The 24,008-nt window shown below is 65.5% G+C and carries 29 protein-coding genes; 16 read left to right on the top strand and 13 right to left on the bottom strand.

Features of this window, described 5'->3' with window-relative positions:
• The first annotated feature begins 98 nt into the window (after positions 1–98).
• From EP007_RS01590 to EP007_RS01580, 3 genes are all read left to right on the top strand, one after another.
• Positions 99–413, top strand: a complete 315-nt coding sequence (locus EP007_RS01590) for a DUF2209 family protein (RefSeq protein ID WP_243700420.1) — start codon at positions 99–101, stop codon at positions 411–413.
• The gene (gene hflX, locus EP007_RS01585) at positions 410–1,705 is read left to right on the top strand and encodes a GTPase HflX (protein WP_128475979.1); all 1,296 of its coding nucleotides are present in this window, start codon (positions 410–412) and stop codon (positions 1,703–1,705) included. The genes EP007_RS01590 and hflX overlap by 4 nt, the downstream gene beginning before the upstream one ends.
• Positions 1,706–1,898: 193 nt before the next feature.
• Entirely contained in the window at positions 1,899–2,612 is a 714-nt protein-coding gene (locus EP007_RS01580; protein WP_128475978.1) for a DUF7344 domain-containing protein, read from the top strand.
• Here the strand turns inward: EP007_RS01580 and moaC are convergent, their stop codons facing one another.
• From moaC to EP007_RS01560, 4 genes are all read right to left on the bottom strand, one after another.
• Positions 2,613–3,161 (bottom strand): cyclic pyranopterin monophosphate synthase MoaC, encoded by a 549-nt coding sequence (gene moaC / locus EP007_RS01575; protein WP_128475977.1) that lies wholly within the window; start codon positions 3,159–3,161, stop codon positions 2,613–2,615.
• Entirely contained in the window at positions 3,154–4,593 is a 1,440-nt protein-coding gene (locus EP007_RS01570) for an NAD(P)H-hydrate dehydratase (RefSeq protein ID WP_128475976.1), read from the bottom strand. Before EP007_RS01570 ends, moaC begins: the two co-directional genes overlap by 8 nt.
• A gap of 94 nt (positions 4,594–4,687) precedes the next feature.
• Positions 4,688–4,987 carry an acylphosphatase gene (locus EP007_RS01565; protein ID WP_128475975.1) on the bottom strand — a complete coding sequence of 100 codons (300 nt, stop codon included), beginning with the start codon at positions 4,985–4,987 and terminating at the stop codon, positions 4,688–4,690.
• A gap of 86 nt (positions 4,988–5,073) precedes the next feature.
• Positions 5,074–5,979 (bottom strand): DNA-3-methyladenine glycosylase family protein, encoded by a 906-nt coding sequence (locus EP007_RS01560; RefSeq protein ID WP_128478473.1) that lies wholly within the window; start codon positions 5,977–5,979, stop codon positions 5,074–5,076.
• An 85-nt stretch (positions 5,980–6,064) separates the two neighbouring features.
• On the opposite strand from EP007_RS01560, the gene EP007_RS01555 reads away from it, so the two are divergent.
• Positions 6,065–6,514: a DUF555 domain-containing protein gene (locus tag EP007_RS01555; protein WP_128475974.1), complete on the top strand. Its 450-nt coding sequence runs from the start codon at positions 6,065–6,067 to the stop codon at positions 6,512–6,514.
• Between the two features lie 190 nt (positions 6,515–6,704).
• On the opposite strand, the gene EP007_RS01550 is transcribed toward EP007_RS01555, so the two are convergent.
• Complete coding sequence (locus EP007_RS01550) at positions 6,705–6,944, bottom strand: UPF0058 family protein (RefSeq protein ID WP_128475973.1); 240 nt, start codon at positions 6,942–6,944, stop codon at positions 6,705–6,707.
• A gap of 250 nt (positions 6,945–7,194) precedes the next feature.
• Between EP007_RS01550 and EP007_RS01545 the strand changes: the two genes are divergently transcribed.
• Positions 7,195–7,602: a translation initiation factor IF-2 subunit beta gene (locus tag EP007_RS01545; RefSeq protein ID WP_128475972.1), complete on the top strand. Its 408-nt coding sequence runs from the start codon at positions 7,195–7,197 to the stop codon at positions 7,600–7,602.
• On the opposite strand, the gene EP007_RS01540 is transcribed toward EP007_RS01545, so the two are convergent.
• Positions 7,603–7,782: a DUF7836 family putative zinc-binding protein gene (locus EP007_RS01540; RefSeq protein ID WP_128475971.1), complete on the bottom strand. Its 180-nt coding sequence runs from the start codon at positions 7,780–7,782 to the stop codon at positions 7,603–7,605. It abuts the gene before it with no gap.
• A 161-nt stretch (positions 7,783–7,943) separates the two neighbouring features.
• On the opposite strand from EP007_RS01540, the gene EP007_RS01535 reads away from it, so the two are divergent.
• Positions 7,944–9,161, top strand: coding sequence for a putative manganese transporter (locus EP007_RS01535; protein ID WP_128475970.1), 1,218 nt, complete (start codon positions 7,944–7,946; stop codon positions 9,159–9,161).
• Between the two features lie 227 nt (positions 9,162–9,388).
• Here the strand turns inward: EP007_RS01535 and EP007_RS01530 are convergent, their stop codons facing one another.
• Entirely contained in the window at positions 9,389–9,673 is a 285-nt protein-coding gene (locus tag EP007_RS01530) for a DUF357 domain-containing protein (RefSeq protein WP_128475969.1), read from the bottom strand.
• A 158-nt stretch (positions 9,674–9,831) separates the two neighbouring features.
• Between EP007_RS01530 and EP007_RS01525 the strand changes: the two genes are divergently transcribed.
• The gene (locus tag EP007_RS01525) at positions 9,832–10,212 is read left to right on the top strand and encodes a hypothetical protein (RefSeq protein ID WP_128475968.1); all 381 of its coding nucleotides are present in this window, start codon (positions 9,832–9,834) and stop codon (positions 10,210–10,212) included.
• 85 nt (positions 10,213–10,297) lie between these two features.
• Positions 10,298–11,614: a glutaredoxin 3 gene (gene grxC / locus EP007_RS01520; RefSeq protein WP_128475967.1), complete on the top strand. Its 1,317-nt coding sequence runs from the start codon at positions 10,298–10,300 to the stop codon at positions 11,612–11,614.
• A gap of 4 nt (positions 11,615–11,618) precedes the next feature.
• Here the strand turns inward: grxC and EP007_RS01515 are convergent, their stop codons facing one another.
• Positions 11,619–12,521 carry a DUF7282 domain-containing protein gene (locus EP007_RS01515; RefSeq protein WP_128475966.1) on the bottom strand — a complete coding sequence of 301 codons (903 nt, stop codon included), beginning with the start codon at positions 12,519–12,521 and terminating at the stop codon, positions 11,619–11,621.
• A gap of 374 nt (positions 12,522–12,895) precedes the next feature.
• Between EP007_RS01515 and EP007_RS01510 the strand changes: the two genes are divergently transcribed.
• The gene (locus EP007_RS01510) at positions 12,896–13,417 is read left to right on the top strand and encodes a hypothetical protein (RefSeq protein ID WP_128475965.1); all 522 of its coding nucleotides are present in this window, start codon (positions 12,896–12,898) and stop codon (positions 13,415–13,417) included.
• A gap of 112 nt (positions 13,418–13,529) precedes the next feature.
• On the top strand, positions 13,530–14,192 hold the full coding sequence (locus tag EP007_RS01505; RefSeq protein ID WP_128475964.1) for a hypothetical protein: 663 nt from the start codon (positions 13,530–13,532) through the stop codon (positions 14,190–14,192).
• A gap of 101 nt (positions 14,193–14,293) precedes the next feature.
• On the opposite strand, the gene EP007_RS01500 is transcribed toward EP007_RS01505, so the two are convergent.
• Positions 14,294–15,763, bottom strand: coding sequence for an MATE family efflux transporter (locus EP007_RS01500; protein ID WP_128475963.1), 1,470 nt, complete (start codon positions 15,761–15,763; stop codon positions 14,294–14,296).
• Complete coding sequence (locus EP007_RS01495; protein ID WP_128475962.1) at positions 15,760–16,335, bottom strand: TetR/AcrR family transcriptional regulator; 576 nt, start codon at positions 16,333–16,335, stop codon at positions 15,760–15,762. Before EP007_RS01495 ends, EP007_RS01500 begins: the two co-directional genes overlap by 4 nt.
• Before the next feature lie 179 nt (positions 16,336–16,514).
• Here EP007_RS01495 and EP007_RS01490 point away from each other — a divergent pair, with 179 nt between their 5' ends.
• On the top strand, positions 16,515–16,814 hold the full coding sequence (locus tag EP007_RS01490; RefSeq protein WP_128475961.1) for a DUF7545 family protein: 300 nt from the start codon (positions 16,515–16,517) through the stop codon (positions 16,812–16,814).
• A gap of 141 nt (positions 16,815–16,955) precedes the next feature.
• Complete coding sequence (locus EP007_RS01485) at positions 16,956–17,144, top strand: hypothetical protein (RefSeq protein WP_128475960.1); 189 nt, start codon at positions 16,956–16,958, stop codon at positions 17,142–17,144.
• A gap of 40 nt (positions 17,145–17,184) precedes the next feature.
• Here the strand turns inward: EP007_RS01485 and EP007_RS01480 are convergent, their stop codons facing one another.
• Positions 17,185–17,847, bottom strand: a complete 663-nt coding sequence (locus tag EP007_RS01480) for a 2,5-diamino-6-(ribosylamino)-4(3H)-pyrimidinone 5'-phosphate reductase (RefSeq protein ID WP_128475959.1) — start codon at positions 17,845–17,847, stop codon at positions 17,185–17,187.
• A gap of 70 nt (positions 17,848–17,917) precedes the next feature.
• On the opposite strand from EP007_RS01480, the gene EP007_RS01475 reads away from it, so the two are divergent.
• The 4 genes from EP007_RS01475 to EP007_RS01460 all read left to right on the top strand — a co-directional run bounded on the left by EP007_RS01475 (position 17,918) and on the right by EP007_RS01460 (position 22,825).
• Positions 17,918–19,246: an arylsulfotransferase family protein gene (locus EP007_RS01475; RefSeq protein WP_208023514.1), complete on the top strand. Its 1,329-nt coding sequence runs from the start codon at positions 17,918–17,920 to the stop codon at positions 19,244–19,246.
• Between the two features lie 92 nt (positions 19,247–19,338).
• The gene (locus EP007_RS01470; protein WP_128475957.1) at positions 19,339–20,607 is read left to right on the top strand and encodes a Single-stranded DNA binding protein; all 1,269 of its coding nucleotides are present in this window, start codon (positions 19,339–19,341) and stop codon (positions 20,605–20,607) included.
• Entirely contained in the window at positions 20,604–22,082 is a 1,479-nt protein-coding gene (locus EP007_RS01465; protein WP_128475956.1) for a hypothetical protein, read from the top strand. The genes EP007_RS01470 and EP007_RS01465 overlap by 4 nt, the downstream gene beginning before the upstream one ends.
• Entirely contained in the window at positions 22,082–22,825 is a 744-nt protein-coding gene (locus EP007_RS01460) for a metallophosphoesterase (protein ID WP_128475955.1), read from the top strand. The genes EP007_RS01465 and EP007_RS01460 overlap by 1 nt, the downstream gene beginning before the upstream one ends.
• 42 nt (positions 22,826–22,867) lie before the next feature.
• Here the strand turns inward: EP007_RS01460 and EP007_RS01455 are convergent, their stop codons facing one another.
• Both EP007_RS01455 and EP007_RS01450 read right to left on the bottom strand, forming a co-directional pair.
• A complete protein-coding gene (locus tag EP007_RS01455) occupies positions 22,868–23,341 on the bottom strand; it encodes a hypothetical protein (protein ID WP_128475954.1) in 474 nt (157 codons plus the stop codon).
• A 48-nt stretch (positions 23,342–23,389) separates the two neighbouring features.
• Positions 23,390–23,755 (bottom strand): group I truncated hemoglobin, encoded by a 366-nt coding sequence (locus EP007_RS01450; protein ID WP_128475953.1) that lies wholly within the window; start codon positions 23,753–23,755, stop codon positions 23,390–23,392.
• Positions 23,756–24,008 lie beyond the last annotated feature (253 nt).

Raw genomic sequence — 24,008 nt, 5'->3', positions numbered from 1 at the left:
GGAAACCGAGGTGAAGGCCCGGCGAGGCTAACGCCAGCGGAACCACCGTTGTCGGCGTCGATATCAGCGGCCGCCACGAGGAGTCCGGCGAGTACCTGATGGTCGCGGCGGCGGTCTACGCCGCCGTCGGCACGAATCGTCTGCGGTCCGTCGAGGGGATGGGGTTCGCAACGAGCAGGAATCCGCCGACGTTCGAGAACGCCGCCCGCGTCGTCGCGGATGCAGTCGCGGACCTGCCCGAACCGCCCGAGGGTCCCGTGGTTGCCGAGCGCGGCGAGTTCTACGAGGAACCCGACGTGAGAGTCGAGCAGTTCCTTGGCCCGAGTTTCAAGTACGTCGAGAGTATAGCCGAACGCAAGACCGTGCAAGCCGCACACCACGCCGCCTACGCCGCCCGAAAACTGTTCCTATGAAAGCGATAATCGTCAAGCGAGTCGATTCCGGCACGCCAGACACCGAAGAGATACGCGACCTCGCCCGCGCCGCGGGCTACGAAGTCGTCGCCGAGTTCACCCAGTCGCGCAAGGAGGACGCGGCGCTACAGGTCGGGGAGGGGAAAGCGACCGAAATCGGGACCGCGGTCGCCGAGACCGGAGCCGAAGTCGTCATCTTCGACAACGAACTCGGCCCGTACCAGACGTACAACCTCGGCCAGACGTTCCCCGAGGAGGCCAAGGTCATCGACCGATTCAGGCTCATCCTCGAAATATTCGGCCAGCGCGCACGGACTCGGAAGGCCCAGTTGCAGGTCGAACTGGCCGAGTTGCGCTACGAACTCCCGCGCGCGGAGGCCAAGACCAGCCTCGCCAAGCGCGACGAGCGGCCGGGGTTCATGGGGCTTGGCGAGTACGACGAGAGCCGCGAGCAGGACATCAAAAACCAGATTTCGAACATCAAGGACGAACTCGACTCCATCGCCCGGACGGAGGCCGACCGCCGCGCCCGCCGGAGGGAGTCGGGATTCGACCTCGTGGCGATGGCTGGCTACACGAACGCCGGGAAATCGACCCTGATGCAGAGCCTCGCGGCCGACATCGAACTCGGCGAGAACGAGGAGTTGCACCCCGACTTGGACACGACCGCCGAGGCGCAGGACCGACTGTTCACCACGCTCGGCACGACCACGCGAAAGATGGACATGGAGCGCCGCGACGTGCTCCTCACGGACACTGTGGGGTTCATTAGCGACCTGCCCCACTGGCTGGTCGAGTCGTTCAAATCCACGCTCGACGCGGTGTATCACGCCGACCTCGTTTTGCTCGTCGTGGACGTGAGCGAACCAATCGAGGAGATACGCGAGAAACTCGTCACCTGTCACGACACCCTTTACGAGCGCAACGAGGCACCCATCGTGACGGTGTTGAACAAAATCGACGCCGTGAGCGAGGACGAACTCGCCGAGAAGGTCGAAGCCCTTTCCGCGCTCGCGCCGAATCCCATCGCGGTCTCGGGCAAAGAGCAGACGAATTTGGTCGGCCTGCGCGGGCGCATCGACGACGAACTCCCCGACTGGGAGCGCGAGAAGTTGGTCCTGCCGATGACCGACGACACGATGAGCGTCGTCTCGTGGGTCCACGACCACGCGCGGGTCAACGACGTGTCCTACGCCGACGACGAGGTGGTCGTGGACTTCGAGGCCCGGCCCGCCATCGTCGAACAGTCCAGAGCAAAGGCCGGGGAGTTGGCGAACGCGCTCTCGGCCTAAGTGGGTCGGTCTCGACTCCCGAAACGCGCGTTACGGCGGCTTTCGACCCCGGTAACCGCGATTTCCGTCCTCGTATCTCTGATTGTCTCGATGCCGACGGAAACCCCGAGCGAATAACAAAGTAGCCCCGACCGTCAGTTACCGACGACAGGCGCGGCCACGCCCGATCTCTCGAACACTCCCTTCGTAGACGATGGACAGCGACCGAAACCGCAGGCGCTCGAAGACCGACCCTCGCTCTCGGGAGCGACTGGTCGCCGCGGTCGTCCGAAACCGCCGCCGCAGATATGCACTCTACTACCTGCACCAGCGGTCCGGTCCCGTCCCGGTCGCGGAGGTGGCGCGACAGGTCGCGGCGTGGGAGCGACCCGCGACGCGCGACGAGGTGGCTTCCGAGCGCGTCGCGGCGGTCGCCGCGACGCTTCGACGGCGTCACCTTCCGATACTAGCCGAGTGGGGTCTCGTCGCCTATGACGCCGACCGCGACAGGGTGGTGGGTCGCGTGAGCGACCCGACCGTCGAGTTGCTACTGGCCAACGACCCGCGGACGCGAGTCGCGTGGTACAAGGTGTATCTCCTCGTCACCGCGATTTCGGCCGGATTCCTCGCGCTGGTCCGACTCGGCGTCGCGCCGTTCGACGGGGTGGACTCAATCGTCGCGGCGGCGCTCGTCGTCGTCCTGTTTGCAGTGGCGAGTCTCGGCCACTGGTACGACGTGTACCGCTGGCGGCGGGCGAACGAGGACATGCCGCCGGACTTCCTCGTCACGCTGGAAGAGGAGGTGACGTATCGGGACCCGCGCGGGGAAGCGGACGACGAGGCGGAAAACGAGGAACGAAACGAGTCGGAAACAGCCGAAAACGAGGGAACCGACGGCGAAGACGAGACCGGCGACAGAGCGACTTGATTACAGTTCGCGCTTCTGCTTCTCGACCACTCGGACGTTCTCGATAGCCGTCTCCGGATACTGACCGTCGGCGTCCTTCTCGGCGGCTTTCACCATGTCCCAGACGACGTTCAGCCCAGTCGTGACGCCCTCTAAAGCCTCCATCTCGCACCCGGTCTTGCCCGTGGTCTCGACGGCGACTTCGAGGCTCACGCGCTCGTCGCCGACTTCGAAGTCGGTCTCGACGTTCGTGATGGGAATCTGGTGGCACATCGGAATGGTCTCCCACGTATGTTTGACCGCCTGCACCGCGCCGACGCGGGCGGTGGCCAGCACGTCGCCCTTGCTCACGTCGTTGTCCCGAATCGCCGCGACAGTGGACGCTTGAAGACGAATCTCGCCTGCGGCGACCGCTCGGCGCGCCGTGTCGGGCTTGTCGCCCACGTCCACCATCTGGACCTCGCCCTCGTCGTCGGTGTGGGTCAGTTCGGTCTCGCTGTCGGCTCCGTCCCCGGCGGCGTCGCCGCTTCCGTTTCGGTTCGCCTCCGGCGACCCGCGCTCCTCACGCATCGTCGCCACCCCAGATTGCGCGGGGAAGTACGTCTAACAGGTCCGAAGCCAGCAGGCCGTCGTGGCGGTCTTCCAGCAGCTCCGCCGCGCGGCCGTTGGCGTACGCCGCCGCGCAGGCCGCCGTGAAGGGATCGTGGGCCGCGAGCAGGCCCGCGGTCGCGCCTGCGAGCGTGTCGCCCGTGCCGCCGACCGTCATGCCGGAGGTTCCGGCCCGCGAGACGCGGGTGCGCTCGCCGTCCGAAATCACGTCCTCGCTCGCCTTCGCCACCACGACGTGGCCGAGGTCGGCGGCGAAGGCCTCGATTTCGTCGGCGCGGTCCGCGAGCGCGTCGGCCGACTCGACTTCCGGGCCGCCCATCTTCGCCAACTCCTTGCGGTTGGGCGTGCAGACGAGCGTGGCGTCAGTCTCGACTTCGGGAACGACCGGGAGCGCGTCGGCGTCCACGACGGCGCGCCCGGAGAACGATTCGAGGAACTGCTTTGCGGCCTCTAGGGTCTCGTCGGCGTTGCCGAGGCCCGGCCCGAGGACGACCACGTCGTCGTAGCTCTCGGCGGTGTCCACGAGGTTCGGAACCTGCTCGGGCGTCAGACGCTCACCCTCGTAGGATTGGACGATGAGGTCTTCGGTGTAGCCCTGAATCTGGGGCGCGACCGGGCCGGGCGCGGCGACGAACGAGAGGTTCGCGCCCGCCCGGAGCGCGGCCTGCGCGGCGAGCGCTGGCGCGCCGGTGTACGGCCCGCCGCCGATGACGTAGGCGCGGGCGTCCCCGGTCCCTGATTCTCGCCTGACCGGGCGCATGTCGCCCGGCCCGACGTATCGCTCAGCCGCGGCGGGAATGCCGATGTCGGCGACCGTAATCTCGGCGTCCAGCGAGTCGAGACCGGGTTTCCGGTCGTGGAAGGTGACCACGCGGTCGGCCGAGACCGCAGTGCCTTCGGCCCCTCCGGTGTCCGCATCGACGCCGGAGGGAACGTCCACCGCGACGACGGTCGCGTCGCTCTCGTTGATTCGCTCGGCGGCGGTGGTCTCGGGTTCCCGGAGCGCGCCCGTGACGCCGGTTCCGAGCATCGCGTCCACGACGACTTCGCAGTCCGGAAGGGCGAAGTCCCGCGAGTCGGTGACGGTCTCAGTCGCGTAGTCGCTCTGTTGGAGCGCCGACCAGTTCTCGCGGGCGATGTCGGTCGCAATCGTCTCTTCGCGGCCCAGCAAGTGGACCGACACGTCGTAGTCGTTCAGGAACCGGGCCGCGACGAAGGCGTCGCCGCCGTTGTTCCCGCGGCCCGCGACGACGGCGACCCGCGCACCGGGGTCGGCGACCGCCCGGACCTCGCGGGCGACCGCGTTCCCGCTCGACTCCATCAACTGCTTGCGCGGTACGCCGAGGGCGGCTGCATTCGCGTCCACCTGCGCCATCCGCTCGGAGGTAATCATACCCGGCGGTTCGGCCGGGAGCGCGTTAAGTGCTGTCGTCGGGGGTCGTCACCGACGCTCGCGCTGGCCGACGCCGCAGGCCGTCGGGAAATTCTCACCGCCGAATTCGGAAACTGTCTTCGCCTTCCGGGTCGCCGTACTCGACTTCCACGTCCTCGACCTCGGCGGCGGGACTGCCGGTGTGACACCACTCGACCATCTCCTCGACGGCCGCCGCTGGTCCCTCGAAGACCGCCTCGACGCGGCCGTCATCGAGATTTCGGACCCAGCCCTCAACGCCCTTTTCGACGGCGGTGTTGCGGGTGTTCGCGCGGTAGTAGACGCCCTGTACCGTCCCGGAGACGAACGCGTGTGCCCGCGTTCGCTCCTCGCTGTTTTCGGAGTCGTTCGGCATGGCTCGGACGCCGATTCGTCGTTCCGACGGAAGTCGGTTCGGGTGCGTGCGAACCGGCCGCGAGATGCGACGTGTCCGAATCGGTGCTACTCCTGATTCCGCAGATAGTGAAACACGTAGGTTTGGGCGTAGCCCGCGTACTCGCCCCCGAACGCGGTCCGGATGGCGTCCGACGTTTCGGCGTACGACCCGCGCTCGCAGTCGGGGTAATACTCCTCGATGGCGCTCTGAATCCACGTATCCAGCGGAACCGCCTCCAGATACCCCAGCGAGAACAGCAACACGCAGTCGGCCACCTTGTCGCCGACGCCGACGAACGCCTGTATCGCCTCGCGGGCGTCGGCGTAGTCGAGACCCCAAACGTCCTCGGCCGTGGTCTCGCCCGAGGCGACCAACTCCGCGGACCGCTGGACGTAGGGCGCGCGGTAGCCCAAGCCCAACTCCCGGAGGTCGTCCTCGCTGGCGCGCGCGAGGCGCTTCGGGGTCGGGAACGCGTGGTAGGTCTCGCCGTCGAACGCGACGGTCTCGCCGAACTCGCGGGCGAGGGCGGTCTGCATCCCGTGGATGCGCTCGACGCGCATCTGGGCCGAGCAGATGAACGAAATCAGGCAGGGGAAGAAGGGGTCGTCCACGATACGAAGTCCCCGGTAGGCGTCGGTGGCCTCCGAGAGCAGGTCGTCGTCCGGAATCGCCTCGAAGATGGCTGGCAGGTCGTCGTCGAGTCGGAGTCGCTCGACTACCAGCGAGTCGGCGTCTGTCGTCGCTTCCCATTCGATCATCCCGTCGCGCTGGCGCACGCGGACCACTTCCGGGTCGGCGTCGGCGTGGCCGCCGACGACGGTCGAGTACCACGCCGACCCGCCGCTCGGACCGACCGAGTCGTACATCCGGTCGTCTTCGCGTCGCCAGCAGAACGTCTGGCCGCTTTCCAGCGTCGCTTGTAGGTCTACGCCCCCCGAGAGGTCCGTCACCGGTATCGAACCCGACTCCATCGCGGGACCGAACGGGACGAACACATGGGAACCTTTCGCTTTAGGGCCAAAGTTGATACTGTTGGCGCTACAACTTCTACGCGTCATGAACTGCAGAGTTGTCGTGGAAGCCGCAGTCCCGGTCTACGACGTGGAGACGGCGGACGAAGCAGTTCGGATCGCCATCTCGAAGACCGGGGAGTTGCTCAACCCCGACCTCAACTACGTCGAGATAAACATGGGCGAGCGGTCGTGTCCGCACTGCGGGGAGGAACTGGAACCGGCGTTCATCGCGGCCGACGAGAGCCTCGTCGCGCTGGAACTGGAGATGACGGTATTCAACGTCGAGCGCGAAGAACACGCCTCGCGCATCGCTCGGAAGGAAATCGGCCAGCGCCTCGAAAATATCCCCCTGACCGTCCTCGAAGTCGAAGTCATCGAGGACGACGAGGAAGACGACTCTGAGACCGACGCCGAGGAGGCGTCCGACGACGCGGAGGACGGAACGAGCGACGACGACGAGGTTCTTCCCGAGTTCGAGGACCTCATCGAGTAACGCCCGGCGCTGTCGGTCTCCCCGGCGACGTGCCCTTCGCGGCTTGTTGCCTCACACTGCGGCCTCGACTTCTCTGTCTACAGGCGGTTCGGTAGTCGAAGCTATTCGAAGAGACGAAGCTGAAAACGGCCGCTCGCGGACAGCGCTGCCGCTGTCGAATTGATTTCCTGAGGAAGCGTCGCGTCGGAGTTCAGTCGGCCTTGGCGGCGACCTTCTCGTCCGCCTCGGCTTCGGTCATTTCGGACGTGATTGCGTTCGCCATAGCAAAGACTGCCGCCTTGTGGTCAGTCTTCGATTTATGAATGGAAGTTGGTCGTACGCCAAGAGACTCGTACTCGTCGAAGTCGATTTCTGTGCTGTTCTCCGCCTCGAAGTAGTTCCCGACCTCCGCGAGCAGGCCGTGAAGGTGGATAAGTTCCTGCTTCTTCATAAGCAAACGAGGCTAACAGTTGCAGGGTTATAGTATTATCTTGAGTCCAGTTAACATGCTTTGCGTACCACTCTGGCGTACGACCCCGTAATCGGCGGTGTTACCCGATAGCACGGTAGTACGCGATTATCTCGTAGCGTTCCGTTCGTTCCGCGCGGAAACGCGAGCTTGGACGAATCGTAACGCGCGTTCCGACGGAGTTTCCGCGAGTCTGTAAACTTTTTATCGGCTCAGGACCGTTGGTCCCGCTATGGAGGGTTACGACGACCACCTCGAACGGGCAATGGACGAGACGCCCGAGAGAGAGGGCAGCGGCGACCGTTTCGACGTGCCCGACGCCGACGTGCGCCAAGAGGGCAACGTCACGGTCTACGAGAACTTTCAGGACACGCTCGACAGACTCGGCAGGGACGAGGACCACGTTCTGAAGTTCCTCCAGAACGACCTCGGGACTAGCGCGCACATCGACGAGAGCGGACGCGCGCGCCTGACCGGCGAGTTCGGCCAGCGCCGCATCGAGGACGCCCTCGACGAGTACGTCGAGAAGTTCGTCCGCTGTTCGGAGTGTGGCCTACCGGACACGAAACTCGAACGAGAACAGGGAGCGCAGTTGTTGCGGTGCGAAGCGTGCGGTGCGCGCTCCGCGACCAGTAGCTAGCTACTGGAACTGTTTTAGCGTCTCCAAGTCCCGCTCGGTCCGCGCGAACTCCGCGGTCCGCCGCGAGGCGTGACAGCCCGGACAGTGGAACGTCTCGTCGTGGGACGGAAGGTTGTCGGGCGTCGCTTCCCAGTCCTTGCCACACTCCGGACAGAGCAGCCGCACGTACGTTTCGTTCATACAAAGTACCATGGGCGTGGCTAATAGAAAAAACTTGCCGCGAAATCCCCTCGGAGAACGAGCTATGCCGAAAGTTATAAATTCTACTATGCTAAATCTATTTTTAGATATGTCTAATCCACTGTTCGGCGGCGAACTCGTCGCCGCGGAGGACCCCTGAGATGTCCGAACTGTTCGATATTTTCGTCGCGTCGGTCCGCGACGGCTACGTGCAAGTCAGCGCGTTCGTCGCGGTGACGGTCCTGCTGTTCAGTCTCGTCCAATACTGGACCGGCGGGGCGCTGGTGGAGCGACTGAGCGACAGCGAGCGCATCCAACCGCTCGTCGGCGCGGCGATGGGGCTGACCCCCGGCTGTGGCGGTGCCATCGTCATGATGCCTCTCTACGTCCGCGGGACGGTCAGTTTCGGCACCGTCGTCGCCACGCTCATCGCCACCGCGGGCGACTCGGCGTTCGTGATTCTGGCGCTCGCGCCGAAGGCGGGTCTCTACGCCTACGGCATCGCATTCGTCGCGGCCGTCGTCTCGGGCTACGTCATCGACCGGTTCGGCGTGGGTGTCGCCCGAGTTGACGCCGCGGTTCGAAAAATCGACCCGGCCGTGACCGACGGCGGCGCGATGTCGTCCGGCGCTCCGGTTCCCGGCAACCCGGCGACCGGCCCGCACGGCTTCGAGGGCGATAGCTGTGGGACTCACGACGACCCCGCCCGCGAGTCTCCGGTCCTGACGCCGCTCTCTCACGCGGTTCACGCGCTCTGGTGGGTCGCCGCGCTCGCGGCGCTCGCGCTCGGTGTGACGTACCTTCTCGCTGGCGCGCCCGAGGTCCCGCTGGAACTCGGTCTCTCGTTCGCGGGCCTGTTCACCGTCGTCGGCATCGCGGGAACCTCGCTGTCGTTTTTCCTCTACTTCATCGGTCGGCGGTATCTCGGCGACGGGCAGGTGGGCCGCGCCCGCGAATCGTTCTCCGGAACGTACGACACGCTGGTCCACGCCGCGATGGAGACGAGTTTCGTTACCGTCTGGGTGCTGGCGGCGTACCTGCTCTACGAGTACGGCGTCGTCCTGCTCGGCGTGGACGTGGGCGCGCTGGCCGCGGCCGCGGGCCTGTTCGCACCCGTCGCGGGCGCGCTCGTGGGACTCATTCCGGGCTGTGGCCCGCAGATCGTCCTCACCGGCGTCTACGCCGAGGGCGCGGTTCCCTTCTCGGCGCTGGTGGCCAACGCCATCAGTCAGGACGGCGACGCGCTGTTCCCCCTGCTCGCGGTGGACAAGACCGCCGCGGTCGTCGCTTCCATCTACACCACGATTCCGGCGCTCTTCGTGGGCGTCGGTCTCCACCTGCTGTTCGGTCCGATGTTCGGCTTCGGCGTCGTCGGGTGAGTAGCCAGCACGGCTAACGATGTCCTCGCGCAACCTCCTCGCGGGGGTTTCGAAGATGGCTAATTCGCACAAAGAGCAGCGACGGCGCGAAGCGGCGAACGAACAGGGTCTCCACGAGAGCCACGAGACGGACCGTCGCCACTCGTCGCACTGAGCGACTCGCCCGTCGTGCTTATTTTGACGCTCCGTCACCGACTGCGAAGGTCCGAGTCCGAGACCGCGAGCGTTCAGACGGTGAAGAGGTGGCCCTCGCGCGGCACGTCGAAGAGGCCGACGCGGGCACCCGCATCCAGCCACGCGTGGCCGTAGGAGAACGACGCCAGTGCGTTCACGGGGTCGTCGTTCTCGCGGAAGTGACGGCCGTCTTCGAGGTAAGAGGTCGCCATCTCCAGACACTCGGCGGCGGCCTCGCCCATCGGTGTGTCCTCCGGCGGCGCGATTTTGGCGGCGTCGAGCGCTTCGGCGAGCAGGCCCTCGTAGCGGTCGGTCTTCTCTTCGAGGTCGGCGGGCATACTCGCCATAGGCCGAAACGAGGGGTAAAAACTTCGACTGTCAACGGTGCAGTCACCCGACGTTCGCGGACGAGTGGCCGACGGCCGCGGGCATCGGAGCGGCGTTTCGAGGGCGGTCGCCGCGAAAGAATTATTTCCGCTTCGAGCGACGACCGCATGTGAGCGAAACAGAACGAACGACTGGCAGTCTCGGGACGATAGGGAGCTATCTCCTCGTGTTGGTCGCTCTCGCCGCGCCGTTCGCTCCCTACTGGTATCTCCAATCGGGAGTACGCGGTTCGTTCGGCCTTCCCGCTATCGCTGTCGTGGCGGTCGTCGGTGCCGGTGCCCTCCTCGCGGGCGCTTCCCTCGTCGGCAAGTACACGGACTCCTCGGCCGAGAGTGTACTCGTGGTCGGCGGACTCCCGCTCGGATTCAACGCGGGGTCGCTGTTGGGCGAGTGGAGCGGCATCTCCGAGCGACTCACAGTGTTCCTCGGACTGGCTGGTGCGCTCGTTTCGACCCTGTGGCTTCTCGCTCTCCGCGACAGAATCCCGTAACGGGTCTCGTTGCGTCTCAGCGCGGGAACCGGAAAACCGAGGGGACAACACAAGCTAAATACCCTCTCGGTAGCAATATTGCACCATGAGCGAACACCCGCACGTAGAGATTTACACGAAGGAGGACTGCCCGTACTGCGAGAAGGCAAAGGACCTCTTCGACTCGAAGGGCGTCGAGTACGAGACGTATAACGTCACCGGAAACGAGGAACTGTTCGATGAGATGGTCGAGCGTGCCGACGGCCGCCAGACCGCGCCCGAAGTGTTCATCGACGACGAACTCATCGGCGGGTTCGACGACACGCAGGCGCTTGACGAGGCGGGCGAATTAAACGAGAAACTGGGAATCGAAACCACGGACGGCGGCGTCGAACACCGCACGATGATAATCTCGGGGAGCGGCATCTCGGGTCTGACCGCGGCCATCTACGCCGCGCGGTCGAACAACGACCCCCTCGTGCTGGAGGGCGACGAACCCGGCGGCCAGTTGACCCTGACGACTGACGTGGAGAACTACCCCGGATTCCCCGAGGGAATCAGCGGCCCGGACCTCATCAACAACATGAAAGAGCAGGCCGAGCGCTTCGGTGCGGAGGTCAAGAACGGCGTCATCGAGGACGTAGACGACTCCTCGCGGCCCTACCGCGTCGAACTTGCGAACGGCGACGTGTACACCACCGACGCCTTTATCGCCGCCTCCGGCGCGAGCGCTCGGACGCTGGGCATCCCCGGTGAGGACGAACTCATGGGCTACGGCGTCTCGACCTGCGCGACGTGTGACGGCGCGTTCTTCCGCGACGAGGAGATGATCGTCGTCGGCGGGGGCGACGCCGCGATGGAGGAGGCCAACTTCCTCACAAAGTTCGCCTCGAAGGTGTATCTGGTCCACCGCCGCGAGGAGTTCCGCGCCGAAGACTACTGGATAGACCGAACCCACGAGAAGGTCGAAGAGGGAGAGATAGAGGTCGTCAAGAACGCGGAAGTCCGCGAGATTCACGGCTCCGTCGAGGATGGCGTCGATTACGTTGACCTCGTGCGCCACCCCGAGGGCCGTCCCACCGACAAACTCGACGACCCCGAGACCGAGGCGTTCGAGATGGACGTGGGCGCTGTCTTCCTCGCCATCGGCCACACGCCGAACACCGACTACCTCGAAGACACGGCCGTCGAGATGGACGACGCGGGCTACATCAAGACCGAGGGCGGCAAGGGCGGTGGCCAGACCGAGACCGGCGTCCCCGGCATCTTCGGCGCTGGCGACGTGGTGGACTACCACTACCAGCAGGCCGTGACCGCCGCGGGCATGGGCTGTAAGGCCGCACTCGACGCCGACGACTACCTCGAAACCGCCGAACTCGAAGCCCAAGAAGGCGCGACCGAGGCCGCCGCGGGCGACGACTGAGCCGTTAGGCCTGAGTCGTCTCGTTACTTGTTCCGTCGGTCGTTTCGTTGGTCGATCCGTCGGTCACGTCCACGACGGCGATTCCGTTGACCGCTTCCCTCGAATCCGGCTGGGTGTACGGCCCGTCGGCCGTCCGGTTTGAGGTCACCAAGTCGAACTCCTGATTGTCGTTCGAATCGCGGTACGCGATTGCGACGAGTTGCTGAGACTGGGTGAGCGACGGGTCGAGTTCCACCGTCACGTTCTCCTGTGCGCCCGGTTCCACGTAGTCGGAGACGCCGAGGATGCTCTCGACGACTTCTCCCTCGACGACGCCGTTGTCGTGAACGACGACGAAGCCGCCTTCCGGAATGGTTACCGACTGCACGGTGACCGCGCTCCCGTTCGAGGTCTGGCGCTCGAACGTGATGGTCGTCTCGTTCTCTGCGGGTGTCGCCTCGGTCGTGGTCTCGGCAGTCTCGTTTACCAGCGTCAGGTTGGCAGTTACCGCGGCGTCGCCGACGAACACGCCGTGGGTGAACGTCCCCGCGGGGAACCCGGCGGTGTCCTCTCCCGTGACGTTGAACTGCACCGGTCTCGTCTCGTTGGCGGGTACGTCAACGAACGTCGCCGCGATGACGTTGCCGGTGATTCGGTAGCTGACCTGCTCCGTGACCAGTTCGTCGCCCCGGTTGACGACGGTCGCCGAGACGGTGTAGTTCGTTCCGGCGCTGACTCGTTCGGGCGACGAGAGATTTTCGAGCGAAACGCTCGCTGTTGGCTCCGCCGTCGTGGTCGTCTCCTGAAGCGCGGCGGACTCGTCGGCGGAGGATGGTGCGCCGGTCACGACGACGCCCGCTCCCGAAACGACGAGTGCGGTAACGAGAACTATCGCCGCCGTCCGGCGTCGGCCGCCACTCGGCGTCATCGTGCCCTCACCTCGTAACACCGTATTTTTCGGGTATACATGATGTGTGAGAACACACTTTGCATCGGAGGATATAGTCTCCCGACCGTTCACGGGGTTATTCTCGTGCTAGAGCGCTATAACGCCGAATAATGCGGCCGGTCGGCGAACTGCTACCGAGGGTGTGTCGCTTCGGCGGGAAACGACGCCGCCTCCGCCGAACCGAGTCGTGGTAAACAACCGCATACCCCCCCGTAACTCCTAATACAGGCTACGAGAATCCTGTAATATTAATTTCCGAAATCGAAAGAATCCGTTGCCGACCGAACGGTCGTGCTTTTTTATCAATTAGTTAATCGCATCTACGGATGCCCCCACAGGGGCGAGAGAGAACTATGCCACGAGAAGACAACACGGAAGAGACCGACGACTCGCGGCGGTCGTTCATGAAAAAGGGTGCGCTGGCGTCGAGCGCGGTCGCGCTCGGACTCGCCAGTAGCGGAAGCACCGGCGCGCAGGAGAACGCACAGGAACCGAACACCGGACTCGTCTTCGTCGATAGCTACAAGCCCGGCGTCGGGTTCCAGCTGGTCAGTCGGCTTCAGCAGCCGACGGTCGAGGGAATCCTCGGCTACGTGGACCCGGCCAACCCCGGCCAAAGTAGCGGTGCAGTCGTCGATCCGGACGACTGGAACGGCTACATCATCAACTATCAGGGCTGTGGTCCCGGCAACTACGAGATGATCTTCCTGCGGGAGGGTCTGCTCGAACAGGGAACGACGTACTCGTTCACCACTAATGCCGTCTTCTTCAGCAACCAACTGGGCCTGCTCGAATCGGAGATACAGCAGGGCACCGGCGGCGGTGGCGGCGGTAATGGTGGTGGCGGTGGCGGCGGAAACATGACCAGTCCATGATGAACGGAGGTCGGGGAAGTGCATCCGCGGTCGTTCGGCGTTCGGAACTCGTCGGCGATGGGCCGCGCGACCCCGGTCGAGAGGACGCCGCGAAATCGCCACGGAGGACATGATGCAAGAGAACGCGCAGCAACCGAACACCGGACTCGTCTTTGTCGATGACTACCGGCCCGGCATCGGGTTCCGAGTGGTGAGCCGAATCCAACAGCCGACAGTCAACGAGATTCTGGGCTACGTGGACCCGGCAAACCCCGACCGAGGCGACGGCGCGGTCGTTGACCCGACGGACTGGAACGGATACCTCGTTGACCAACAGAAATGTGGACTCGGTAACTACAACCTCGTCTTCCTGCGAGAGGGTCTGCTGGAGGAGGGCCAAACCTACTCGTTCACCACCGACGCTATCTTCTTCAGCAATTCGCTCCAACTGCTCGAAGCGCGGATACGGCGAGGCGCTGGCCAAGCGGCCGGGCAGGATGCGGGAGACGAGACGACCGAAGAAGGTGGAACCGAGACCCAACCCGAGGCGACGACCGAAGAAACGACGACGGAGACGGACACGACCGAGGAACCGACGACGACGCAAACGACCACGACGACCGAGACGACTCCTCCGGCCGACGGCGCTACGACCACCGCGCCGGACGGAACGACCGCGACATCGGACGGCACGACGACGCTGGACGAAACGACGACGCCGTCCGACGAAACCACGACCGCGGTGGAGACGACCGAACAGGTCATCGTGAACGCAACCGAGACGAACGACGGGTAGCCTTGCGCTGTCCCGTCGGGGAAGCCGGGCGAACGCTGACCAGCGTTCGACCGTCGTCCGGTGGCGGTATCTCTTTTTCCGCAAAGAAACGCGACGGCCGGTTAGTCGTCCGAAATCGCCGCATCGCCGTCGTCCGAATCGACGGCTCCCTGACTGGGCGTGCCGCGAACGTCCCCGTCGCGCCATGTGTCCTGCGAGAACCACAGGTACGCGATAATCGCGCCCGAGACGTTCGAGATGAAGAACGCGATCCAGATACCCCTGACGCCGAATATGGCGTCAGTGGGGACGAACGGAATCTGGAGACGGAACTGCGAGGCGACGTAGGCGACCGGAAGTCGAATCCCGGCCAGCGTCACGATGGAGATCACGGCGGCGACCATCGTCTTGCCCGCGCCGCGGAGTCCGCCGGTGAACGCCCGCATGATGCCGATGAAGCCGAACGAGAGCGCGACGTACCGCAGGAAGGTCGCGCCTTCCGCCAGCACCTCGGGGTCGTTGGTGAACACCGCGACGATGGGCGTCGGAATCAGGAAGATAAGGACGCCAGCGAGCGCGAGGACGACGAACAGACCCTTCGCGGCGACGTAGTTCGCCTTCGCCGCGCGGTCGTACTTCCCTGCGCCGATGTTCTGGCCGGTCATCGTCTCGACGCCGCGCGCGACGGCGATGGCCGGGAGGAAGATGACCGAGAACACCCGCGTGCCGATACCGTAGGCCGCGACGACGGTCGTCGGGAACAGGCCGACGATTATCAGGAGCGCGTTGATCGAGAGCGCGCGGCCGGTCCCCTCGATGCTCGCGGGGATGCCGATTTGGAGAATCTTCCGCAGATACTCGAAGTCCGGTCGCATGTCTTCGAGGTTGATCTGGATGCCGCGATTCCCCGCGAGCATGATGGCGAGACCGACCAACATCGCCACGCTCCGGGAGAACACCGTCGCAATGGCGGCCCCTTCGATACCGAGCTCGGGGACTGCCAGCGGTCCGATATTCCACCCGTTGATGAGGAACGGGTCGAGGATGACGTTGAGAACGACCGTCCCGCCCATCACGAACATCGGGGTAATCGTGTCGCCAGCGCCGCGCATGAGCGAGATGAACACGAAGAACCCGAACATGAACGGGAGACCGAGCGCGATGACCTGCATGTAGGCCGTCGCGCCCGGAAGGACCTCCGGCGAGGCCCCGAGGAAGTCGAGGAACGGCCGGACGAACGGGTAGCCGACCGCACCGAGAATCACCGACGCGATGAACGCGAACGAGACCGTCTGGGAGGCGGCGTACTCGGCTTGCTCGGTCTCGTCGGCTCCGGTGTGCTGGGCGACGAGGACGCTCCCTGCCACCGACAGTCCCATCCCGAGCGAGATAAGCAGGAACACCATCGGGAAGCCGAAGCTAATCGCCGCCAGCGCCTCCGTCGAGTATTGGCCGAGCCAGAACGTGTCGGCGAGGTTGTACGCCGTCTGCATCAGGTTCGTGACGACGATGGGGAGCGAGAGGTAGATGAGCGGCTTGACGATGTTGCCCTCGGTGAGTTCGAGTTCCTCCTGTCCCTTGAAGAAGTTCACGCGGCCACCTCCGGCGTGCGTCCCAGTTCATGTTCGAGATGTTCCTCGACCAGCCGTCGGGTCTCGCTCGGGGCTTCACCGAGCGCGACTTCCCGGACGTGCGCGCCGTTTATCGCCGTGACGATGAACCGCGCGACCTTCTCCGGGTCGGCGTCGTCGAACTGCCCCGACTCGATGCCGTCGCGGACGGCGCTGGCGATGACCTCTCGCAGTCGGTCGTCCATCTCCACGAACCGCTCGCGGTAGGTGTCGTGATACGGAGACTGGGCCTTCAGTTCGATGAGCGCGATGGGGGAACTGTCCTCGGCGCGCGAGAATATCGCCTCCAGAAGGGTGTCGAGTCGTTCCCGCGGGTCGCTCGCCTCGCAGGCCAGTCGTCCCTCGAACTGCGCCAGCAGGTGGTCGAGAAACGCGTTCAGCAACTCCTCTTTCGTGTCGAAGTGGTAGTGAAACGTCGCCTTCGAGACGGACGATTCGTCGGCTATCCGCTGCATCGTCAGGTCGGCGTAGCCGTGTTCGCAGAGGGCACGGTACGTCGCCTCCATCATCTGTTCGGAAGTCTCTGCATCCATTCTCTACGCGAACTTACTGACTAGTCAGTCAAAAGTGTTTTGAACCGAAACCCGGTCCGGTCGATGCTCCGTCTCGAACCCCGTTACACCGTCCGTTGAGACGACGCCGCCCGTTTCCGCATCCTCCCGCCCGACTCCACATCCTCACATCTTTACGTTTGCCTCCGGAAGAGAAAGGTATGACTGACACCGAAGTCGAGACGGTAACGTACACCATCGAGTCGCCCGAGGGCGAGACCGAAGACCTGACGCTTCCGAAAGGCGTCGTTGACCTGCTCCGCGAGGACGAGTCGGAGACCGACACCTCGGTACTTGGCGACCTGACGATGCTCTCGTTCGCACAGCAGGCCCACGCGCTCGTCCACCACGCGCCCGAGGAACCCAGCGACGAAGTCCTCGCCAACGAGGAGAAGACGATGGAACTGTTCGAGGAGCGCTTCGGCCAGACGTTCGGCGAGATGACCGGCCACTCCCACTAATCGCTCGGAACTGATCGTCCGCCGAGCTATCTTTTCGACGACGTTTCGACGCGGAGCGACGCGTCCCGAAACCCGTCGAGAGGATTCTCTCCCGCCGGTGGTTAAAAACAGTTTACATGGCAGGGGACAGTGACTCCCCGAATGCCTGTGAAATACGTCCCGATGCCGGAGATGGACGAGCGAGAAACACGGATTCGGGTTCGCTGTCGGGACTGTTCGTTTGAGCGCGTCGTGCAGGGGACCGACGACTCGAAACCCGCAAAGGTCCTCATCGACCACGGCCAGCGGACCGGCCACATGCTCGCCATCGACCGGTTGGAGGCGTCATAGAACTCTCCCCCGTCTCGACACTTTCGGCCCTCCGTCGCTCTCAGACGACCGCGTACCGCAGTCGCACGCCGTCGTCTACCCGTCCTACGTCTTCGAGGTCGAGTTCCGGGAACTCCGCGACGAACCCCTCGCCGTCTGCCAGCGTGGGCGCGTCGCGGCCGCCGATGAGTTTCGACCCGACGAACACCCGGAGTTCGTCGGCCAGTCCGTCCTCGAACAGCGAGAAAATGAGTTCGCCGCCGCCCTCGACCATCAGTTGCTCGACGCCCTCTCGCTCCAGCGACGAGAGTGCGCTCGACAGGTCCACGCGCTCGTCGCCAGCGGTGACGAGTCGCGCGCCCGCGGTCTCCAGCGCCTCGATTCGCTCGGCGGGCGCGGACTCGGCGACGAGGACGTAGGTCGTCGCGGCGTCGTCCAAAATTCGGGCGTCGGTCGGCGTCCGCGCCCGAGAGTCGGCGACGACCCGCATCGGGTGGGCGGGTTCGTCGCGCTCCCTGCGGGCGACCTGTCGCTCGCTGTCGTCCAGCGTGAGGTGCGGGTCGTCGGCCAGAACCGTGCCGACGCCGACCATGACCGCGTCGCTCCCGGCGCGGAGCGCGTCCATCCGGTCGAAGTCGGCCGGGCCGCTGATGGCTATCTGCTCGCGGCGCTTCGAGGAGAGTTTGCCGTCGGCGCTCATCGCGGCGTTGACGACCACGCGCATACTCCCGGTAGCGGGTCGGCCCGAAAACCGCTTTCGGTCGATTTATGTCGCCGAGCGTGTAGTTCGAGGTGTGCGCCGCTACCGTGTCGCCTTCGCCCTCGTGGTCCTCGTCTGCGCCAGCACGCTCGGGTATAGTTACGTCTCCTCGCCCGCCAACGCCGCGGTGACGACCTACGCACAACAGGCCGACCTCCCGGCCGACGAGCGAACGCAGGTCGTGCCGACCCGCGACAACGTCACCGTCGTCGCTGGACACGGCATGAAGGGCGAGTCGGCCGCACTGGTCGCGTTCGGTCCCGACGGGAGGGTCCTCTATCACAACGACACCTTCCACGGTTACTTCGACGTAGACCCCGTGACGGGGACCGAGATGACCGTCGAGTACGTCGCCGAACGTAACTACGAGGGCGACGACTGCGACGGCAAGTGTACCGTCTCGGCCGTCGAGCGTCTGAACCTCTCGACCGGCGACATCGAGCGAGTCTACTCCCGAATCATCCCCGCCGACCGCGGGGCCAACTGGCACGACGTGGACCGCCTCGGGGAGGACCGACTGCTCGTCGGGGCCATCAACACCGACGAAATCTACGTCGTCAACACCACAACGGGCATGACGACGTGGGAGTGGTCAACCAAGCAGGCCTACCCCATCTCGGGCGGCGGTCCCTACCCCGCAGACTGGGCGCATCTCAACGACGTGGAGAAACTCGCTGACGGCCGAATCATGACCAGCCTCCGGAATCAGGACGCGGTCGCCTTCATCGACCCCGAGACGGGCGTGCAGGGCAACTGGACGCTCGGCGAGGACGGTGCCCACGACATCCTCTACGAACAGCACAACCCCGACTACATCAACGAGTCGAACGGCGGCCCGGCGGCCATCGTCGCCGACTCGCTCAACGACCGCATCGTCGAGTACCAGCGAGAAGACGGGTCCTGGGAGCAGTCGTGGGTCTGGAGCGACGACGAGATGAAGTGGCCCCGCGACGCCGACCGCCTGCCCAACGGCAACACGCTCATCGCGGACACCAACGCCCACCGCGTGCTGGAAGTCAACGAGACCGGCGAGACGGTCTGGAGCGCGGAGTTCTACGCGCCCTACGAACTCGAACGACTCGGCACGGGCGACGAGAGCGCGGGCGGGCCGAGCGCCGCCGCGGCGGGTCTCGACTCGCGCGGCGCAGATTCGGTCCCGAACGCCTCCGAGACGACTTCGGTCGCGGGATTCACGCCTCGAAAGGTCTCGAACAGCATCTCGTTCGTCCTCCCGGTCTGGATGGGGATGATCGACGGCGCGCTCGCACTCTTGCTCGCGCTGACCCTGCTGGTCTGGGCGGTCTTGGAGTACCGGAACGCCTCGTTCTCGCTGTCGTTCCAGTGGCCGGTGCGCCGAGAGTGAGGCGTCGGGCGCTCGCGGTGTCGATTCGTGCGCCAATCGCGGTTCGGTTTCCGTGACGAACACTTTTAATCCGTCCGGGCAAAGTTCCAGTGATGAGTTTGGACGACCATGCCGAGGACCTCGCCTCCGACCTCGGCGTTGACAAGGAGGAGGTCAAGGCGGACCTCGAGAACTTAGTGGAGTACAGCGTCCCCGTGGACGAGGCCAAGCAGAGCCTGCGGCGCAAGTACGGCGACGGCGGCGGCGGTTCCGGCGGTCCCTCGAAAGCCGATATCGCCGACGTGTCCACCGAGGACAGCAACGTCACCGTCACCGCGACGGTGCTGACGGTCGGGCAGCGCTCGATTCGGTATCAGGGAAACGAGCAAGTCATCCACGAGGGCGAACTCGCCGACGAGACCGGGAAAATCTCTTACACCGCGTGGGAAGACTTCGGTCTCTCGGCTGGTGACACCATCACCGCGGGCAACGCTGGCGTCCGCGAGTGGGAGGGCGAACCCGAACTGAACCTCGGCGAAAGTACCAACGTCGCCTTCGAGGACGCCATCGAGGTTCCCTACCCCGTCGGCGGCGAGTCGGACCTCGAAGCACTCGACCCCGGCGACCGCGGCATCACTCTCGATGTCGAAGTCGTCGAGGTCGAGCAGAAAGTCATCGACGGCCGCGACGGCGAGACCGAAATCAAGAGCGGCGTCCTCGCCGACGAGAGCGCCCGCCTCCCGTTCACCGACTGGGAGGCCCGGCCCGAACTCGCCGAGGGCGCGACCCTGCGCCTCGAAGACGTGTACGTCCGGGAGTTTCGCGGGGTCCCCTCGGTCAACCTCTCGGAGTTCACCGAGGTCTCGCCCCTCGACCGCGAGTTGGCTATCAGCGACACCGGCACGCGGATGGCCGTCCGGGAGGCCGTCGAGACCGGCGGTGCCTACGACGTTGAAGTCCTCGGAAGCGTCGTTGCGGTCCGCGACGGGTCGGGCCTCATCGAGCGCTGTCCCGACTGTGGCCGAGTCACGCAGAACGGCCAGTGTCGAAGCCACGGGGACGTGGACGGCGAGGACGACCTGCGCGTGAAAGCCATCGTTGACGACGGCACCGGCACCGTCACCGCGGTTCTGGACGCCGAGCGCACCGAGGAAGTCTACGGTGGCGACATCGAAGACGCCAAGGCCCAAGCCCGCGACGCGATGGACAAGGAAGTCGTCGCCGATGAGATTCGTGAGCGCGTCGTCGGCCACGAGTACCGCGTCCGCGGGAACCTCTCGGTGGACGACTACGGCGCGAATCTCGAAGTGACGGAGTTCGAGCAGTCGGGCGACTCGCCCGCCGACCGCGCCGCCGACCTGCTCGCGGAGGTGGCTCGATGAGTTCGAACGGCGAGGGTAACGACTCGGACGGCGACAGTCAGGGCGGCGCGGGCCGCCGCGAAGTCGCGTGGCGCGTCTTCGCCGCGGAGTACGACGATTCGGACTTCGACTATTCGGAGAGCGACGAGGAGCGCGCGCCCAACTACGTGGTCACGCCGACCGGCGCGCGAATCAACCGCCTGTTCGTCGTCGGAGTTCTGACCGAGGTCGAACGGGTTAGCGACGACGTGTTGCGCGGCCGTGTCGTGGACCCGACCGGTGCGTTCGTCCTCTACGCTGGGCAGTACCAACCCGACGAGATGGCCTTCTTGGAGAACGCCGACCCGCCCGCATTCGTCGCGGTGACGGGCAAAGCCAGAACCTTCCAACCCGACGACTCCGACCGCGTGTTCACGTCGATTCGCCCCGAGTCCATCAACCGCGTGGACGCCGACACCCGCGACCGCTGGGTGGTCCAGACCGCCGAGCAGACCCTCGCGCGGGTCTCGACGTTCGCCGACGCCATCGACTCGGGCGAGCGCGGCGACGCGCTCCGGAACGCGCTGGAGACCGACGGCGCGGACTCGGGACTCGCGGCGGGCATCCCGCTCGCGCTCGACCACTACGGGACGACGACGGCCTACCTCGCCGACGTGTGGGACCTCGCGCTCGATTCGGCGCGGGTCGTCGCGGGTGAACTCTCGGCCGACGAGGTCGGTCCGCTCGAACTCGCGCCCGGCGAGGGCGGCGACGAGACCGACGTGGACCTCGACTACTCGCTGACCGACGGCGAGGCGGGCGAGGCGGACCTCGATACGGCGACGGCGGACCCGTCGGACGAGACCGAAACCGCGGACGACTCTGACACTGCGGAACCGACCGACTCGGCGTCCGAGACCGACCTCGGTGACGCGCCGGAGTCGGAGACGACCGCCGAGTCCGACGGCGACGAGGAGGGACCGGACATCGGCACCGCTGGCGCTGGCGACGAGATGTACGAGTTCGACGACGAGGAGCGCGAGGAGGTCGAAGCGGAGTACGGTCTCGAATTCTCCTCGGGGTCCGAAGTCGATAGCCCCGAGGAGTCCGACCTCGACGCGCCCGACCCGGAGACCGGACTCGATAGCGACCCCGATTCGGGAAGCGACTCGGCCGCTGGCGACGACCTCGGCGACTTCGGAGGCGTCTCCGACGCGGACGCCGCCGACGCGACCGACGAAGGCGGTGCAGGCGCGGCCGACGAAACCCCGGCCGAGACGGCCGACACCGACTCGACCGACGATGGCGAGCAGGAAGCGCCCGCGAACCTCGAAGACACCGTGATGGACGAGATGCGCGAGTTGAACGACGGCGACGGCGTGGAACGCGACACACTGCTGGCGGCGGTGGTGCAGGAGTACGACGTGACGCCAGCCGACGTGGAGGACGCGCTCGAAGCCGCGCTGATGGCCGGTCGGTGCTACGAGTCGGGCGAGGAGACGCTCAAGCCTATCTGATGAGCCTCGTGGAGCCGGTTCCCGGCGAACCGGCCGCGCTCGCCGACCTCGCTGGCGAGCGCGCGCTGGTGATCGCGGACTTCCACGCGGGCGTCGAGCAGGCGCTCCGCGCGGAGGGCGTCTCGCTCGACAGCCACGCGAGCGAGCGCCGCGAGCGTCTCCTCGCGCTGGTCGCCCGGACCGACGCCGAGCGGGTCGTCTTTCTGGGCGATTTGATGCACGCCATCGGCGACCCCGGCGGCGCGGAGCGCGGCGAAATCGAGGTCCTGCTGGAACGCTTAGACGAGCGCGGTGTGGCCGCCGCGCTCGTCAAGGGCAACCACGACGGCGCGATAGAGTCGTGGGCCGACCTCAACGTGACTGACGGCGCGGGGGTCCGACTCGGCGACGTGGGGTTCGTCCACGGCCATACGTGGCCCGCGCCCGAGGTGCTGGACAGCGAGGTGGTCTGCGTCGGCCACGAACACCCCGCGGTGCGACTGGAAGACGAAGTCGGCGGAAGCCGCGCCGAGCGCGTCTGGCTCCGGGGGTCGCTGGCCGCGGACGCTTTCGCCGACCGCGGAACGGAACCGCGGCCCGGCGCGGAAATCGTCGTCTTCCCGGCGTTCAACGACCTCGTAGGCAAGACGTGGGTCAACGTCGCGGGACAGGAGTTTCTGGCCCCGTTCCTGCCCGCCGGGTTGGCCGACGGGCAGGCGTATCTGCTCGACGGGACGCGGTTGGGCGCGTACGAGGACGTGTAGTTCGCTCCCAAAAAACGCGCTTTGCCGCCAGACCGATTTCTCTTAGACAGTCCGCTCGCTCGCCTCTTGGACCGCTCCGACGAGTTCGTCCGGTCGGTCGGACCCGACGAACACCGACTTCCTGCCGGTGCGCTCGAACCGGACGCCGCTCCGACCGCTGACGGTGTAGGCGATACCGCTCGGACTCCACCGGATGCCCCACCCGCCGTAGCGCAGGGGGCTGTAGCCCGTCGCCTGCACGTCCGCGAGGTCCGAGAAGGGCACGCGCTTGTCCGACCGGTGGAACGGCGCGAAGTTGACGTAGACGCCGTCGTCCCGGACTTCGGTCCGGAGAGTAGCGACTCGGAGGAAGAGCGCGGCGGCACCGAGCGCCGCGAGTCGCCGAGCGGTCTCGCGGAGGTCGCGATTCCGGCGCGCGAGGGCAACGAGGTCCGCAAGAGCGCCCAGAGCGAGCAGTCCCCAGAGCCACAACTGGTCGAACCGCTGGGTCTCCCGGAAGTGAACTTCGGTCTCCATGGAACTGCTTCGCCGTTTCGGGAGAAAAACCTTCGCCGGAAGTCGGGGCTACCGAACGAGAATATCGTCTTCGAGTGCCGCGACCTCTGACATGATGTCTTCGACGGCCTCGTCCGATACGTCGAACTCGCGGAGCGAGGCTTCGAGATGAGTCGCAATCGCCGCGAAGTGTTCCTGTTCGAGACCGAGACCCTCGTGGGCCTCGCGCATCTCCGCGCCGTCGTACTCGACCGGCCCGCCAGCGACCGCACTCAGGAACTGCGTCTGGTGAGCGCGTTGGGCCGCCATATCGACATCGTCGAAGAAGCCCGCGACCGACTCGTCGTCGAGGACGCGCTCGTAGAAGTCGTCAACGATGCTTGAGATCTGTTCTTCGCCGCCTAACCGATGGTAGAGGGTTTCTTCTGAAGACATCCGTGTATTTCCGTCCTGGCCGCCGGGGTCGGCGACCGTGCGATAGTCGTAACTCTATTCGCGGTCGAACCGGACCGGCGACGGACGAAGATGGGCGCGTCTCGGGGTTATAATTTCCCCCGAACACGTTCGGAAATAGACCGAGTGGTTCGAGGGCGTCGGGGTTCTACTTTTTTGCGAAGTAATGTGGGTCGCGCTCGACGCTCCCGTCGCTGGGTGGCTCAGAATCTATTCGTATCGCCCACCGGTTCAA

Source organism: Halorussus pelagicus (assembly GCF_004087835.1).
Lineage (GTDB): Archaea > Halobacteriota > Halobacteria > Halobacteriales > Haladaptataceae > Halorussus > Halorussus pelagicus.
The sequence above is the reverse complement of the archived record's forward strand: the minus strand, read 5'-3'. Positions and strand labels throughout refer to the sequence as shown.

Excerpts from the sequence above, each read along its gene's own strand:
- hflX (WP_128475979.1), top strand. The coding sequence starts at position 410 with ATGAAAGCGATAATCGTCAAGCGAGTCGATTCCGGCACGCCAGACACC.
- EP007_RS01570 (WP_128475976.1), bottom strand. The coding sequence starts at position 4,593 with ATGATTACCTCCGAGCGGATGGCGCAGGTGGACGCGAATGCAGCCGCC.
- EP007_RS01545 (WP_128475972.1), top strand. The coding sequence starts at position 7,195 with ATGGAGGGTTACGACGACCACCTCGAACGGGCAATGGACGAGACGCCC.
- EP007_RS01460 (WP_128475955.1), top strand. The coding sequence starts at position 22,082 with ATGAGCCTCGTGGAGCCGGTTCCCGGCGAACCGGCCGCGCTCGCCGAC.
- EP007_RS01465 (WP_128475956.1), top strand. The coding sequence starts at position 20,604 with ATGAGTTCGAACGGCGAGGGTAACGACTCGGACGGCGACAGTCAGGGC.
- EP007_RS01530 (WP_128475969.1), bottom strand. The coding sequence starts at position 9,673 with ATGCCCGCCGACCTCGAAGAGAAGACCGACCGCTACGAGGGCCTGCTC.
- EP007_RS01505 (WP_128475964.1), top strand. The coding sequence starts at position 13,530 with ATGCAAGAGAACGCGCAGCAACCGAACACCGGACTCGTCTTTGTCGAT.
- EP007_RS01450 (WP_128475953.1), bottom strand. The coding sequence starts at position 23,755 with ATGTCTTCAGAAGAAACCCTCTACCATCGGTTAGGCGGCGAAGAACAG.
- EP007_RS01540 (WP_128475971.1), bottom strand. The coding sequence starts at position 7,782 with ATGAACGAAACGTACGTGCGGCTGCTCTGTCCGGAGTGTGGCAAGGAC.
- EP007_RS01565 (WP_128475975.1), bottom strand. The coding sequence starts at position 4,987 with ATGCCGAACGACTCCGAAAACAGCGAGGAGCGAACGCGGGCACACGCG.
- EP007_RS01560 (WP_128478473.1), bottom strand. The coding sequence starts at position 5,979 with ATGGAGTCGGGTTCGATACCGGTGACGGACCTCTCGGGGGGCGTAGAC.
- EP007_RS01550 (WP_128475973.1), bottom strand. The coding sequence starts at position 6,944 with ATGAAGAAGCAGGAACTTATCCACCTTCACGGCCTGCTCGCGGAGGTC.
- EP007_RS01485 (WP_128475960.1), top strand. The coding sequence starts at position 16,956 with ATGCCTGTGAAATACGTCCCGATGCCGGAGATGGACGAGCGAGAAACA.
- EP007_RS01455 (WP_128475954.1), bottom strand. The coding sequence starts at position 23,341 with ATGGAGACCGAAGTTCACTTCCGGGAGACCCAGCGGTTCGACCAGTTG.
- EP007_RS01480 (WP_128475959.1), bottom strand. The coding sequence starts at position 17,847 with ATGCGCGTGGTCGTCAACGCCGCGATGAGCGCCGACGGCAAACTCTCC.
- EP007_RS01555 (WP_128475974.1), top strand. The coding sequence starts at position 6,065 with ATGAACTGCAGAGTTGTCGTGGAAGCCGCAGTCCCGGTCTACGACGTG.
- EP007_RS01590 (WP_243700420.1), top strand. The coding sequence starts at position 99 with ATGGTCGCGGCGGCGGTCTACGCCGCCGTCGGCACGAATCGTCTGCGG.
- EP007_RS01535 (WP_128475970.1), top strand. The coding sequence starts at position 7,944 with ATGTCCGAACTGTTCGATATTTTCGTCGCGTCGGTCCGCGACGGCTAC.
- EP007_RS01495 (WP_128475962.1), bottom strand. The coding sequence starts at position 16,335 with ATGGATGCAGAGACTTCCGAACAGATGATGGAGGCGACGTACCGTGCC.
- EP007_RS01470 (WP_128475957.1), top strand. The coding sequence starts at position 19,339 with ATGAGTTTGGACGACCATGCCGAGGACCTCGCCTCCGACCTCGGCGTT.
- EP007_RS01580 (WP_128475978.1), top strand. The coding sequence starts at position 1,899 with ATGGACAGCGACCGAAACCGCAGGCGCTCGAAGACCGACCCTCGCTCT.
- EP007_RS01515 (WP_128475966.1), bottom strand. The coding sequence starts at position 12,521 with ATGACGCCGAGTGGCGGCCGACGCCGGACGGCGGCGATAGTTCTCGTT.
- moaC (WP_128475977.1), bottom strand. The coding sequence starts at position 3,161 with ATGCGTGAGGAGCGCGGGTCGCCGGAGGCGAACCGAAACGGAAGCGGC.
- EP007_RS01490 (WP_128475961.1), top strand. The coding sequence starts at position 16,515 with ATGACTGACACCGAAGTCGAGACGGTAACGTACACCATCGAGTCGCCC.
- EP007_RS01510 (WP_128475965.1), top strand. The coding sequence starts at position 12,896 with ATGCCACGAGAAGACAACACGGAAGAGACCGACGACTCGCGGCGGTCG.
- grxC (WP_128475967.1), top strand. The coding sequence starts at position 10,298 with ATGAGCGAACACCCGCACGTAGAGATTTACACGAAGGAGGACTGCCCG.